We start from the raw sequence: 12,891 nt of genomic DNA, 5'->3' as shown, positions 1-12,891 counted from the left end.
AGAGAGTTGAGCTTGAGTGCATGGTTTAACTTGACATCGAATCGAGTAATTGTTTTTTCAAATAAAGTGCATACTCTTGAGCATAGTCAGCCGTTAAATGCAGCCCATCGCTAGTTTTCCAACTTCTCTGAGGATTCGATAACCACTCAAAGCGATCGCTCGGAAAAAGCTTTTCCATTAGCTCCCGAACTTGTTTTTTCTGAACTGTATTATCTAATTCAGGTTCTCCAGGCATATTGAACAAGATAATCCGGGAACCATTAGAGCTAATTTCTGACAATTGATTTTGAATAATTTTCGCCTGTTCAATAATTAACTCTTTTTTTTCATCAGATAACGGCATTGCCCATTGAACCTTAACTCGTTGTATTTGTGCTTCTCTTAAAGGTGAATCCGTTGATTGTCCGGATTGCCTATTTCCTTTTGACCACTGTTTTAAAGCATATACAAAGGTACTCACCGGCCGGTATTCTTGTCGAAATATGGGGAAATTCATACGCAGAAAATAGAGAAAAGGATTATATAGAGAATCAATTAAATCTCGATCCATTTCTCTTTGAATTGTTTCATTTATTTCTACCAGTAATATTTTAGGCGGTGATGACTGTTCCTTAACAACTTCTAAACCCGTTTGAGTACACCCTCCCCGCATCGATAAATTCACAACATTAGAACCCATAAGCTCTTCATCTAGGGTAGCTGTCAGAGAACTACCAACCATTACCATTTCAGTATTTACAGACTGCTTATAGATATAGTTTTCAGCATTAATCATATTGGCTTGTGCTTGATGAATTCCTTTACTGGGAGGAATTAATCCAGCAAAAATAAAGGCTTGATATCCAATCATTAATGTGCAGCACAAAACAAACGACTGCACAACAAAGTTCATCTTTATTGTTTTTATTACTTTAGAATTGAAAGTAGATAAACGCATTCGAGCTTCCTTTATTGAGAATAATCATGGCCAACATTAAGGTAAAACTCAGTAGTTCTGTCATTTTACCCGTGCGAGAACTAATCAATCCCTCCCATCTACGGCTAAATCCTGGAAAGTGAGGCAGATGGTACAGGATAATCGGAGTGGAGAAAATCAAAACAGGAATAATCCGAATCAGGACGGGTTTAACGGAAATATTATTAACCAGAGTAACCATAAAATCAATAGCTTGGCTGAACTCAGGAAGTTTAAACAGTAGCCAACCCAGAGTAACAAAGATAAAGACTCCCAATATGCGAATACTATCGAGTAAAATCTGTTGCCATTCTGGACGTTCATTTTTCGGAGAGACAAAAAGGTTATTTGAGCCGAAAAAGCGTTCTATTGCTAATCCCATGCCGTGAAATATCCCCCATACAGCATAACTCCAAGCCGCTCCATGCCATAGTCCTCCTAGAGTCATGACAATCATTAAATTAATATAGGTTCTAACTTTGCTCTGGCGATTTCCTCCTAGGGGAATGTACAAATAATATTTTAACCAAGTGGATAAAGAGATATGCCATCGTCTCCAAAATTCCGCAATGGAGCGAGAAATATAGGGAAAATTAAAATTCTGTGGGAGGGTATAGCCAAAAGAGGCAGCTAAACCGATCGCAATTAACGAATATCCGGCAAAGTCGGCAAAGATTTGCATGGAATAGCCGAAGAGTAAAATCAAGTTAGTCAAGGTTCCTTGACTTTGATAATAGGGATAGGCAATCCAGAACGTATAGTCTTTTAAGTTATCCGCGATCGCCATTTTCAAGAAATATCCAGAAACCAAGGAACGAAAAACTAATTCCCAAGAGATATCTTGAAAATATTTTCTCGCAATTTGCGGATAAAAATCATTGGCTCTCACAATGGGGCCGGCAACTAGTTGAGGGAAGAAGGACAGAAAAAAAGACGTATTGAGTAAATAGCGGATGGGGGTGAGATGGACAAAATATTTCTCTTGATGTTTCTTTACTTCCCATTCACTATCTTGTTGACGCAGGACATCGACAACTAAACTAATGCCTTGGAAGGTGTAGAAGGAGATGCCGATGGGCAGAGGTAGATGTAAAAGGGTTTGTATGAGAGCATCTTCTGGAGTGGGATTAATATTGAAGAAGTTAGTAAATAGGTTGGTGAGTAAAGCCCCATACTTAAATAATCCCAACACAGCTAAATTTGCTGCTACACCTAAAATTGCCCAGAGAATTCTAACTTGTCGATTTTCTGTATGGCAAATTTTGAAGCTGGTTAAAACATTAATGCCAATGGAGACAATCAGTAACAACAGGAGAGCCGGGAAGCTCCAGGCATAAAAGATAAAACTAGCAATAACGAGAATTAGAACCTGTATCCCCTTGAATATGGGTAAGTAATAAAGGATAAAGGTAATCAGAACAAAAACTAGGAAGGTAAAGCTAGTGAATAACATACCGTGAAGTTCGGTAAAGGGGAGTGATGAGCAGAGTTTAATCTAACGTAATGAGATGCAGTAATTTTTGTCAATACTCAAAAGATGAGAATTTGTTTTAGCGATCGCCAAGAAAAATTCTCATCTTTATCTGTTCAGGCATCTTCAGGTTGAGGAAGACCACAGGAGAGATCAAGCCATTAATTCTCCAGATGGGACATCAACTACCGCGATCGATCGCTGATCCACTTGAATTTTAATCGTGTGGGCTAACCTCAATTGGATTACCGGCTCACGAATCAAAGCATAGACCTTAGCGATCGCTTCTGCCATCTCTCGATTCAAACAGCGAATATGTAACACCCCCCACCGTCTAAACACCTGACATCGAGACAAAGGTAGCAAAGACCTTAATTCTCGTTGATTTTCCCGATAAAAATCCCAAATCAACCGCGTGAGTTGTGAAGGTCGTTTCATAGCCTTAAGTCCTTACGTGCAATGGGCCCAATCCTTTGTTCGTGTAAATTCCTTACTCCTTCCATTGAACCCCAACCTTCTTAGAGGCGGTGTATTCTTGAAAAAATATTTAATAATTCATCAATAAAACTGTCATGATTCTTGACATTGATACCGCACTTTGCTCGGTAATGGGGAATTGGTAATTTATCCCCATTCCCCATCTCCCTATCCGACCTTAGCCTGTTTATCCGATACCTTATCTGGTTTCGATTCAGTGGGGACTACATCTAATATCTTTCCTGGTTGTCCTTTCGTCAGTGGGATTTCTTCTACTTCCGGGAGTCGCTCTACGGATAACCGAGTTGCTTGAGAAGCGCCTGACAAACGCTTTAACAGAACAGGTCTTGGATCGTGGAGCAAATAAATAATTCGATCTCCACTGCGCCATTCTTCCGAAGCCGGCATCACTTCTAGGCGGCTATCTCTTGAGAGTAAAATAGGAACCAACTCTCCAGCGCGAATTAGGGCTTGCAAATGGGCCTGTTGAAACCCTAGTCCTTCCGGCTTCAGCGTGGTTACCCCCAACTTCACCTTACCCTCATCCACATACTGATTCCAAACCTTAATCGGTAAATCTGGACTAAACGCCTGGGCAATCTTCTGGGGACTAGCAGAATGTTGTTGTCCTTGCGAATCACGGGGAAAAACGGCATATACCCTGGGTGGATCGAACTCTTCTACTGCCCGTTGCGCTAAGACAAAATTGACCTCGCCATTATTCGTCATGGCCAAAAATGTCCCCATCGAAGCCAATCCCGCTTCTTCCAAAACTGCGGTATTTAAGGCACTACTGACAAATACCCGCAGTCCTTCCGCTTCTGCTTGACGGCACGCTTCCGTGTTTGTATCGATCAGAACCACGGACTCTCCTTGTTCCTCAAACAAGCGAGCCATTAATCGACTCAAGGGGCTAATCCCCACAATGACTGCTCCTGTGGCTTTGGTTGAGGTGATGTGTAGCCAGTTGGCGAACCATCCTGCCGTTAGACCTTGACATAACACGGTCATAATAATGGTTAAAAACACCAAGGCTTTAATCGAATCTCCCCCGTTAATACCTCGTTGAGTTAATAAAATCGAAAATAAGGACGCAACAGAGGCAGAAACAATCCCTCTGGGGCCGATCCAACCTAAAAATAACTTTTGTCGCCAATTTAGATCGCTTGTCCAGGTACAGACCCAAATATTCAGGGGGCGGATGACGAACATTAACATCAAGACCGTCCAGACACTGCCCCAACCCAAGGCGAAAATACTGGCGATCGATAAATCTGCGGCTAATAAAATAAATAAGACCGAAACCGCCAACATCGTTAGTTGGCCCTTAAACCGTCGTAATAAGCGCTCCTCTGGTAGCGAAGACCCCCGCAGCACAATCCCAGAGACAACGGTGGCCATTAATCCAGCCTCCGAGCGGATGGTTTGGGCAATACCAAACAAGCCTAACAACCCTGCCAAAACCACTAAATTTTTTAAGTCTTCTGATAAAAACTTACTGCGCTTGAGAAACCAACCCAGCCCCCAGCCCCCCAAAGCACCGATCGCCCCACCAATACCTAGGCGCAGTAACAATCCGCTGATAATGGAGATTGGATCGGCATCTCCATTGAGGATAATATCCAAAACCACCACCGCCAAAATCGCCCCCACCGGATCGATTAAGACCCCTTCTCCTTCTAAGAGTGTAGCGACGGGTCGCTGGACTTTCACATGCTTGAGTAAAGGAGAAATCACAGTCGGCCCCGTCACGACTACTAACGAGGCATATAGAAAGGCAATTCCCCAAGGAAACTCGCCCAAATAATGGGCACAGATCCCCCCACCCACCAACGTCATTAATGTGCCAATTGTCACTAAATTTCGCAAACTTCCAGACACTTTTCCCAAATCTCGAAGCTCTAGATTCAGTCCTCCTTCAAACAAAATCAGGGCAACAGAGAGCGCTACAATCACTTCAATCCCAATGCCGAGTAGTTGAGGATCGATCAATCCCAACCCATCTGGACCTAACAAAATACCAAAGGGCAATAGGAAGACGATCGCCGGTACGCGCAGAAAATCTGCCAGCACTTGGGCACTAATCCCGGCCATAACCGTGAGGATAATTAAGAGAGTGATTTGAAATGATCCTTCCATAAGCGAAATTGCGCTGGTTCAGCGTTATATGTTCATCTTAAACATTAATAGCCCGCTGGCGGAACCCACTCTTAATCAATAGAGCAAGACCCCCTAGGGACGTAGACTTTGATCGGGTTGGATACAAACTCTTGTTGGGAAATCATCACGGCTTAGAGGTAATCCTGGAGGCAATTGTGCTTTCGGATCGCGTCAGAGACAGATATAACCTAGCGTGTTCTCTTCACTTTGACCAGATCGGTTCCCTGGGCAGGTTTCTCTAATATTTTCAGGGGAAGACCCAGAATGGAGTAAGCCCGACCTGTTTGGAAGTTGCGAAATTTTAAGTTATGTTATTAGTAAGTTATTAAATTTTCATATTTCTCCAAAAACCGTCTTCTTTATTTAAACCCATTGGTTAAGCAGTTTAGTGATAAAACATTAGATCATCCTAGCTCTGACTCCCTCTTGAGTAAACGCTGGTGGAGCATCGTTGTCTTGGTTGTCGTGGTGCTGGGGCTTCTGGGCTTCGCTCTCCAGTACTTAGATCGGCCCGACCCCTACTTGAGGGAAGTATTGGCTTTGGAAGGAGATCGGGTTCAGGGCCATGCAATTTTCCAAATGAATTGCGCTGGATGCCATGGTCTGGAAGCCAATGGCCGAGTGGGACCGAGTTTGAAAGGAGTATCGGAACATCGGTCTAAGCGCCGTTTAATCGAACAAGTCATCACGGGTAGAACTCCACCAATGCCCCAGTTTCAGCCGAGTCCGGAAGTGATGGCAGATTTGTTGAGTTACTTAGAGTCTCTGTAGTAGGTAAGGCAAGAGGCAAAAGGCAATGGTGCGACTGGAATGATTTGAATCAAGTCCGTCGAACTACGTTACAATTAGTCCCTCAGCACTCATTGTTAATTATCCCCATGACCCCACCAGCAAAACGCACCATTTCCATGACTTATACCAAAGTCAACCAAAAGCAGCAACCCAAAGACTTGACCTACTGGCAAACACGCCATCCTACTGAACGCCTGGCGACCCTCGAACAAATCCGTCAAGAATATAATCAATGGAAATACAATGCTCAACCCCGACTTCAGAGAGTTTATCGAATCATTAAACAGTAATGATGTGCGATATCTTATCGTTGGAGGCTATGCTGTTGCTGCTCACGGTTATCCTCGCTACACCAAAGATATTGATATTTGGATTGAAATGGAACTGGAAAACGCCCAGAAGCTTATTCAATCCTTAAGCGATTTCGGTTTTGGGTCACTCGGTCTAAAACCAGAAGATTTTCTGGAACCAGACCAAATCATCCAGTTGGGTTATCCGCCAAATCGCATTGATCTCCTGACAACCCCTGACGGTATTGATTTCAAAACCTGTTATCAAGAGCGGTTGGAGCTTGAGATTGATAGTATAACTGTCAAATTTATCGACCTAGAAAATCTGAAGAAAAATAAACGGGCCTCTGGGCGAACCCAAGATCTAGCAGATCTTGAAAATCTAAGCCTTGAATAAACCATTACCCATTACCTACATTAATTGAATTGGCGAGCGTGAAACAGAGCATACCGATCTCCTTTATCCAAGAGTTCCTGATGGGTTCCTGACTCCACAATTTGACCTTGTTCAACGACTAGGATGCGATCGGCTCGGCGCACGGTGGCTAAACGGTGGGCAATAATAAAGACGGTACGATTGTGCATCACCCGCTCTAGGGCTTCTTGTACTAGACTCTCTGATTCTGAGTCTAAGGCAGATGTGGCTTCATCGAGAATTAAGATTCGAGGATTAAGATAGACGGCACGGGAGATCGCCACTCGCTGTCGTTGTCCTCCGGATAAGGTCATTCCTCGCTCTCCCATCCAAGTCTGATATCCTTCGGGCAGTTGCTCGATAAACGGGTGAGCATTGGCAATTTTAGCCGCTGCTTCGACTTGCTGAAGATTGAATTCTTTTTGACCAAAGGCAATATTTTGGGCGACTGTGCCGGAAAATAGGATAGTTTCTTGGGGCACGATGCCAATTTGTTGCCGTAGAGAATTTAAGGTAACTTTGCGGATATCCACTCCATCAATGAGAATTGCACCGCTCTGCACGTCGTAAAACCGTAAAAGCAGATTAACCAGTGTCGTTTTCCCTGCTCCTGAAGGCCCCACTAAGGCAATGACTTGGCCGGGGTTAACCTGAAAACTTAAGCCTTGTAAGACGGGTTTCTGGCTGTCATAAGCAAAATAAACGTGGTTATAGTCTACCGTTCCTTCAACCCTGGGTAAGGCGATCGCCTCTGCACTCTCGACGACCTGGGGCGCAATTTTCATTAACTCAAATACCCGGTCTACAGAAGCTTCAGCTTGCTTAAATTCGTTAAAATTACTCGTGGCAAAGGAAATGGGATCGATGAGCATGGCTGTGGCGACTACATAGCGTAAAAATCCATTGCCGGTCAAATTTCCTTGTTGAATTTGCCATCCTCCCAGGAATAAGAGGAAGATAATGCTCATGGCTTCTAGAAAACCGACCACGGGAAACTGAATGGCCTTTAATCGTTCGGCGTTATACTTGGCGCGGCGATTGCGTTCGGCTTCTACACTAAAGCGATCGACTTCATAATCCCCTGCACCAAAGGCTTTTACTAGGCGAATACCTCCCAAAACCTCAGAAATCAAAGAGGCTAAATCTGAGACTCGATTTTGACTGCGGCGAGAATACTGAAGCAATTTTTCCCCAAACCATCCCACCAAGAGGGCCATTAAAGGGGCAACAATCGCTACGGCTAGGGTCAGTTGCCAGTTAATGTAGACCATATAACCAATGACTACAATTAACTGGAGAATACTGGGAAGAAATTGGTGAAAAATCTTGTTAATGGCTTCCCCAATGCGGTCCACATCTTCAGTGAGGCGATAGGATAAATCCCCTGTTTTGGCGGTTTCAAAGTAATCTAAACTCAAGCGATGCAAATGGCTATAGACTTCTTGGCGTAGCTCGCGAGCAATGAGAAAAGCTGCTTTGGCCATTAAGGCATCTTGTCCATATTGTGCCAAGCCTCGCAAGAGAAAAACCCCAGCCGCGATCGCCGCAAGTTGGGCAATTTCCGCCACCAAACCTTGACCTATCAACTCGGCAATCTCCCCAGCCAGTTGGGCTAAAATCGGCCAAAAGCCTGTAAATAGAAGAGTACACACCAGTGCTTGGGCGATCGTTTGCCACTCTTGGCGAAGATAGGGAATTAAATCGTAATAGCTTGAGCGAGGTTTCACCCTAGGTCTGTCCTTTCGCGATCGGGGAACAATTAGCAAATACTACTACAGGATCTCCTGAAGACCAAATCTAAGTAGGGGCGAAAAATTTTTCGCCCCTACTCCCCGTTATATAATGGTCTAGTTACCCGGTTAGCTGCATCGAACTCATTTTCCCTAATTCAACACTTACGGCATCAAAGCGGTCGTCACCAGGACGGTAGGACAGCACTTCTATGCCAATTGGCTCACCACTGATCCCATCCTTGATCAAAATCACCCCATCTCCAAGCTCAGTAGCAATTTGATTCATTCGTGGAACTTGCCAGAACACGCTCAATAGCTCCGTTTCTGGTTCATAAAACACCTTTATTTGAGCCATACTGTTTCCCCTTCCTTAATCGCATCCGTTTGGTAGGCTGTGATCAAAAATCCATCTCCATTTAAGCGTCGCGCAACTGCAACAACCCAACGTTCTTCTCGCCGTACCCGATAAAACAATAATACTTCTGCATCCCGGCTACTGCGTCGAACCTCATCCGGTGCAGAAAGAGCGAATTGGATGAGATTCTCCAACTCCTCAATATCAGGGTGCTTGATGATTAGCCGTTGCCAGTATTCTTCAGAGGTTCTAACTGTAAATCCAAGCGGCGTAGGAATTTCAAATTTCATGAAACTGTTATAGATGCTTGGGTAACAGCGTATCTCACAGTAGTGCCGTGACACAGCTAAAATAGTGCATTAGAAAATCGCTAGGGTTCTTGAAATTTGTGAATTTAAGCAAAATCCTATTGCCTCATTTTAGTCGTGTCACGGCAGTAGGTGTTGTAGGGATCGCTGTTCATGTTATATCAATTAACAATTAAATGGGAATCGAAATGATAAATTCAGTACCTTGACCGGGAGACAAAATTTCAATAACTGCATAACTATATTAAAATAATAGATGAGCTACATCGGGCACAGATAGCATGATTCCTAGTTCACTCCTTCCGTTACGGCCCCATCCAGAGCAAGAGGTATCCCTGGAAGAAACCGAGATTACAGACGGTATTGACTGGTTAAGCTTTCATCGAGTATGGGGACAATTAAGCGACAACGTAATTGAGGCGATCGCTCAATCTCTACGTTTGCTGAAAGTGGAACCCAACCAAGACATCTATCACCAAGGCATAGAACCGATTGGGTTATACCTGATCAAATGGGGTTCGGTGGAGATTTATCGCTCTTCCCTGGTGGGCAAAACCCACATTCGCTATTACAGCGCTGGAGAACTTTTTGGTTATACTCCCTTAGCCCTCCACCAACCGATGGCGACCTATCGCACCAATGCCGTGGCGATCGCCAAAAGTGAATTCTGGTTTCTGAGCCAAACGGACTTTGAGCAGCTCACCACCCAATATCCACAAATTGAAAAAGCCTTTAATACCTTTCTAGCGCAAGACTTAGAGCATTTTGCCGATCGCATCGCGACTGAACAAATCCGCATCCAAGGACTACAAGCCTTTATCCGACCGATTCCTACCGATCGGTTGATTATTGGCAAAAGCAAAATCGGCCAAAAACTCGCCTCACAGATTGAACAAGCAACCCTAGACTTAAAACCTATCCAACTCCAATCCCCTCCGGGAGCGGGAAAAACCTTTCTGGCTGGCTATATTCATCACCATTCAGGAATTAAAGACCATCCCTGGGCTGAACTCGACTGTGCCCTACTTCCCCGTGAGGAGAGTGGAGTCCTCAATACGGATAATCTCTTTGGTCGCGCAGGTCAACAACTGGGAGTGATTGAACTCCTAGAGCGAGGAACCCTGTTAATTGAAAATTGTCAGCTTCTAAGCCAAAAAGACCGCGATCGCCTGTTGAGCTATCTGCACACTAACCTCCTCACCCCCAACCCAGAGGGCACCCCGATCCAGTCCTGGGTGCGTCTGATCCTCAGCAGTCCTTCCTCCGTCTCGTTGGGTAAGTTCCCCTGTCATACCCTCAAACTTCCGTCCCTGAAACAGCGTAAACTGGATATTCCTGGATTTGCCCGCTATTTTCTAGACAAATACTGCCAAGAAACTCAGCGATCGCCCTTAAGCCTCAATCAAGCAGATTTACGCCGTCTGATCAGCTACGACTATCCCGCCAATGTGGCCGAACTGCAAAGCATCCTTAAACGGGCGGTGGTGATGACTCCCCCCGGACAAGCGATCGTTCCCGAACAAGTCCTCTGGTCCGTTCAATCCCCAAAAAATGCCTTTCGCGTCGATTTACTCAATCAACTGCCCGGGTTGCGTCGATTTTTGCTGAGTGATTGGTGGCCGAAACGATTCTGGGTTGTCGTCATGCTCCTGTTTATCCCCGTCACCCTCATGGGTTATCTGGGCCCCCAAACTCGTGACTCTAACATGACTCTGAATCTCTTTTGGGCCTGGTGGTGGCCCTTTTATCTGTTTCTCTTCCCCTTTATTGGTCGGTTGTGGTGTGCTGTTTGTCCATTTATGGTTACCGGAGAATGGATCGGAACCCTCTCCCTATGGATTTGGCCCCGTAAACTGCTCCCTTGGCCCACAAAATGGATGAATCGTTGGGGAAGATGGCTGCTCTGGGGCAGTTTTGTGGCTATTTATCTCTGGGAGAAACTTGCCGATCTGCCCCATACGCCCTATCTGTCCTCTGATTTATTGCTGATCATTACTGCTGGTGCAGTGATTTGTAGCCTGATTTATGAGCGGCGTTTGTGGTGTCGGTATCTCTGTCCCATTGGTGGCATGAATGGAATGTTTGCCAAACTGGCCTTGATTGAGCTGCGATCGACTCAGCAAATTTGTGGAAGTCAATGTAGCACGTTTGGCTGTTATAAAGGCAGCGATCCGACTCCGGTTACCTTTGCGGATTCCCTACCGAATGAGGGACAAGCAACAGAAGGCTGTCCCCTCTATTCTCATCCTGCCCAACTGCGGGACAACCGGGATTGCGTGTTGTGCATGAGCTGCTTAAAGGCTTGCCCCAACCGCTCAGTACAGTTAAATGTGCGGTTCGTGGCGACGGATTTATTGGAAAATCACCAACCCTTTTGGGCAGAAGTGGCACTACTACTACTCTTGTTTGGTGGGGTGTTTATGCATTCTGCCAACAAAGTGTTGAGCTTTTTTGGCCTGGATAGCACTTTAATTACGGGGCAACCTTGGTTTATGGCCTTGCCTGTGGTGGCACTGTTGTTGAGTATTCCTTGGGGTTTAACCTATGGGGTTCATGCGATCGCCCGGCTCTTTGACCGGGAAATGCCTCCCTATTTGGTGACGATTTATGCCTATTTGCCGATGACGTTGGGGGTGAATTTAGCCTATTATATTCCAGCCGCGATGACGGAAGCGGGCCAACTGTTACCGGTAACAGCTCGTACGTTTGGCTTTTCTGGTGAGGGTTGGCCTGTGCTGACCTGGAGTTCGGATGTGGCGGTCTTTTTGCAAGGACTGGCCCTGTTGGGGGCGATCGCCTTTAGTCTCTATCCCCTGTTAAAAATTACCCAACGTCCGTTCTGGAGCAACCTACCCCATCTGTTATTGATGGCAGGCTTCGTTGCCATCTTTTTTCAACTTCTTTTATAAAAGCTGACAGTCGTTTCTTCTCTTATTTCCCTATTCCCTCACATGCAGATTTATCAAAACATTACTGAACTCATTGGCACAACTCCCCTTGTCCAATTACAGCATCTCCCCAAACAATTGCATGGTCACGCCGAGATTGTGCTGAAACTAGAGGGGATGAATCCGGCTAAATCGGTGAAAGACCGAATTGCCTTGAGTATGATCGCCGAAGCCGAGCAAGCGGGATTAATTACCCCTGGCGTGTCTACTATTATTGAGGCGACCTCTGGCAATACGGGGATTGGGTTAGCCATGGTTTGCGCAGCGAAAAACTATCGCTTAGTTTTGACAATGCCAGACCATATGAGCCGGGAGCGTCAACAGATGGTCAAGGCTTATGGTGCAGAGGTGGTCTTGACTCCGGATCATTTGGATATGGCTGGAGCCATTCAACGGGCGAATGAATTACTGGCGAGTACGCCTAATTCTTTTTCTCCTCAACAGTTTAGTAATCCTGCGAACCCGAAAATCCACTACCAAACCACAGGGCCGGAACTGTGGTCAGATACTGAAGGTAAGCTGGATGTCTTGGTGGTGGGAGTGGGCACAGGAGGAACCCTAACGGGAGCGGGTCGATATTTGAAAAAAAAGAAACCAGGGCTTAAAATTGTGGCGATCGAGCCGAAAACCAGTGCGGTTTTAAGTGGAGAAAAAGCCAGTATCCATAATCTCCAAGGCATTGGTGCGGGCTTTATCCCTGATGTGCTGCGGGTAGATCTGATTGATGAGGTCATGGGCATCTCTGAGGAGCAAGCCTATGAGATGGGTCGCCGTTTAGCCAAAGAAGAGGGAATTCTCAGCGGTATTTCCACGGGAGCGGCGGTTTATGCTGCGCTGCAAGTCGCCCAACGTCCAGAACATCAAGGCCAGATGATTGTGGTGATTCAAGCGAGTGGAGGCGATCGCTACTTGAGTACTGCATTGTTTCAATATTACAGCGCTTTGCGCTGTAACGGAGTACAGTCTCATTGAGATCAGTCATTGCGA

General features: G+C 45.5%; 12 protein-coding genes. 5 read left to right on the top strand and 7 right to left on the bottom strand.

Annotated features, from left to right (window positions below):
• Nucleotides 1-25 precede the first annotated feature (25 nt).
• The 4 genes from AC3A14_RS08675 to AC3A14_RS08660 all read right to left on the bottom strand — a co-directional run bounded on the left by AC3A14_RS08675 (nucleotide 26) and on the right by AC3A14_RS08660 (nucleotide 5,042).
• Nucleotides 26-937 carry a hypothetical protein gene (locus AC3A14_RS08675; RefSeq protein ID WP_487778962.1) on the bottom strand — a complete coding sequence of 304 codons (912 nt, stop codon included), beginning with the start codon at nucleotides 935-937 and terminating at the stop codon, nucleotides 26-28.
• Nucleotides 912-2,408 (bottom strand): MBOAT family O-acyltransferase, encoded by a 1,497-nt coding sequence (locus tag AC3A14_RS08670; RefSeq protein WP_487778961.1) that lies wholly within the window; start codon nucleotides 2,406-2,408, stop codon nucleotides 912-914. Before AC3A14_RS08670 ends, AC3A14_RS08675 begins: the two co-directional genes overlap by 26 nt.
• A gap of 171 nt (nucleotides 2,409-2,579) precedes the next feature.
• A complete protein-coding gene (locus AC3A14_RS08665) occupies nucleotides 2,580-2,864 on the bottom strand; it encodes a hypothetical protein (RefSeq protein ID WP_318698924.1) in 285 nt (94 codons plus the stop codon).
• Nucleotides 2,865-3,071: 207 nt separating this feature from the next.
• Nucleotides 3,072-5,042 carry a cation:proton antiporter gene (locus AC3A14_RS08660; protein WP_318735539.1) on the bottom strand — a complete coding sequence of 657 codons (1,971 nt, stop codon included), beginning with the start codon at nucleotides 5,040-5,042 and terminating at the stop codon, nucleotides 3,072-3,074.
• A 447-nt stretch (nucleotides 5,043-5,489) separates the two neighbouring features.
• On the opposite strand from AC3A14_RS08660, the gene AC3A14_RS08655 reads away from it, so the two are divergent.
• From AC3A14_RS08655 to AC3A14_RS08645, 3 genes are all read left to right on the top strand, one after another.
• Nucleotides 5,490-5,834 (top strand): c-type cytochrome, encoded by a 345-nt coding sequence (locus AC3A14_RS08655; protein WP_278003187.1) that lies wholly within the window; start codon nucleotides 5,490-5,492, stop codon nucleotides 5,832-5,834.
• A 107-nt stretch (nucleotides 5,835-5,941) separates the two neighbouring features.
• Nucleotides 5,942-6,145 carry a hypothetical protein gene (locus AC3A14_RS08650; protein ID WP_318698921.1) on the top strand — a complete coding sequence of 68 codons (204 nt, stop codon included), beginning with the start codon at nucleotides 5,942-5,944 and terminating at the stop codon, nucleotides 6,143-6,145.
• Nucleotides 6,099-6,542, top strand: a complete 444-nt coding sequence (locus AC3A14_RS08645) for a DUF6036 family nucleotidyltransferase (protein ID WP_318698920.1) — start codon at nucleotides 6,099-6,101, stop codon at nucleotides 6,540-6,542. The genes AC3A14_RS08650 and AC3A14_RS08645 overlap by 47 nt, the downstream gene beginning before the upstream one ends.
• 20 nt (nucleotides 6,543-6,562) lie before the next feature.
• On the opposite strand, the gene AC3A14_RS08640 is transcribed toward AC3A14_RS08645, so the two are convergent.
• The 3 genes from AC3A14_RS08640 to AC3A14_RS08630 form a co-directional block, all read right to left on the bottom strand.
• Nucleotides 6,563-8,287: an ABC transporter ATP-binding protein gene (locus AC3A14_RS08640; protein ID WP_318735542.1), complete on the bottom strand. Its 1,725-nt coding sequence runs from the start codon at nucleotides 8,285-8,287 to the stop codon at nucleotides 6,563-6,565.
• A gap of 124 nt (nucleotides 8,288-8,411) precedes the next feature.
• Entirely contained in the window at nucleotides 8,412-8,648 is a 237-nt protein-coding gene (locus tag AC3A14_RS08635) for a hypothetical protein (protein ID WP_271943890.1), read from the bottom strand.
• Nucleotides 8,636-8,938, bottom strand: a complete 303-nt coding sequence (locus AC3A14_RS08630) for a hypothetical protein (RefSeq protein WP_271943887.1) — start codon at nucleotides 8,936-8,938, stop codon at nucleotides 8,636-8,638. Before AC3A14_RS08630 ends, AC3A14_RS08635 begins: the two co-directional genes overlap by 13 nt.
• Nucleotides 8,939-9,237: 299 nt before the next feature.
• Here AC3A14_RS08630 and AC3A14_RS08625 point away from each other — a divergent pair, with 299 nt between their 5' ends.
• Nucleotides 9,238-11,865, top strand: coding sequence for an AAA-type ATPase lid domain-containing protein (locus AC3A14_RS08625; protein WP_318735902.1), 2,628 nt, complete (start codon nucleotides 9,238-9,240; stop codon nucleotides 11,863-11,865).
• 42 nt (nucleotides 11,866-11,907) lie between these two features.
• A complete protein-coding gene (gene cysK, locus AC3A14_RS08620; RefSeq protein ID WP_318735900.1) occupies nucleotides 11,908-12,876 on the top strand; it encodes a cysteine synthase A in 969 nt (322 codons plus the stop codon).
• Nucleotides 12,877-12,891 lie beyond the last annotated feature (15 nt).

The sequence above is a fragment of the Roseofilum sp. genome, assembly GCF_982964205.1.
Note: the sequence above shows the minus strand (reverse complement) of the source record. Positions and strands in the feature narration are given on the sequence as shown.

What these genes read in the sequence shown, in the direction of transcription:
- AC3A14_RS08675 (WP_487778962.1), bottom strand. Translation starts at nt 937, where the DNA reads ATGCGTTTATCTACTTTCAATTCTAAAGTAATAAAAACAATAAAGATG.
- AC3A14_RS08670 (WP_487778961.1), bottom strand. Translation starts at nt 2,408, where the DNA reads ATGTTATTCACTAGCTTTACCTTCCTAGTTTTTGTTCTGATTACCTTT.
- AC3A14_RS08665 (WP_318698924.1), bottom strand. Translation starts at nt 2,864, where the DNA reads ATGAAACGACCTTCACAACTCACGCGGTTGATTTGGGATTTTTATCGG.
- AC3A14_RS08660 (WP_318735539.1), bottom strand. Translation starts at nt 5,042, where the DNA reads ATGGAAGGATCATTTCAAATCACTCTCTTAATTATCCTCACGGTTATG.
- AC3A14_RS08650 (WP_318698921.1), top strand. Translation starts at nt 5,942, where the DNA reads ATGACCCCACCAGCAAAACGCACCATTTCCATGACTTATACCAAAGTC.
- AC3A14_RS08645 (WP_318698920.1), top strand. Translation starts at nt 6,099, where the DNA reads ATGCTCAACCCCGACTTCAGAGAGTTTATCGAATCATTAAACAGTAAT.
- AC3A14_RS08635 (WP_271943890.1), bottom strand. Translation starts at nt 8,648, where the DNA reads ATGGCTCAAATAAAGGTGTTTTATGAACCAGAAACGGAGCTATTGAGC.
- AC3A14_RS08630 (WP_271943887.1), bottom strand. Translation starts at nt 8,938, where the DNA reads ATGAAATTTGAAATTCCTACGCCGCTTGGATTTACAGTTAGAACCTCT.
- AC3A14_RS08625 (WP_318735902.1), top strand. Translation starts at nt 9,238, where the DNA reads ATGATTCCTAGTTCACTCCTTCCGTTACGGCCCCATCCAGAGCAAGAG.
- cysK (WP_318735900.1), top strand. Translation starts at nt 11,908, where the DNA reads ATGCAGATTTATCAAAACATTACTGAACTCATTGGCACAACTCCCCTT.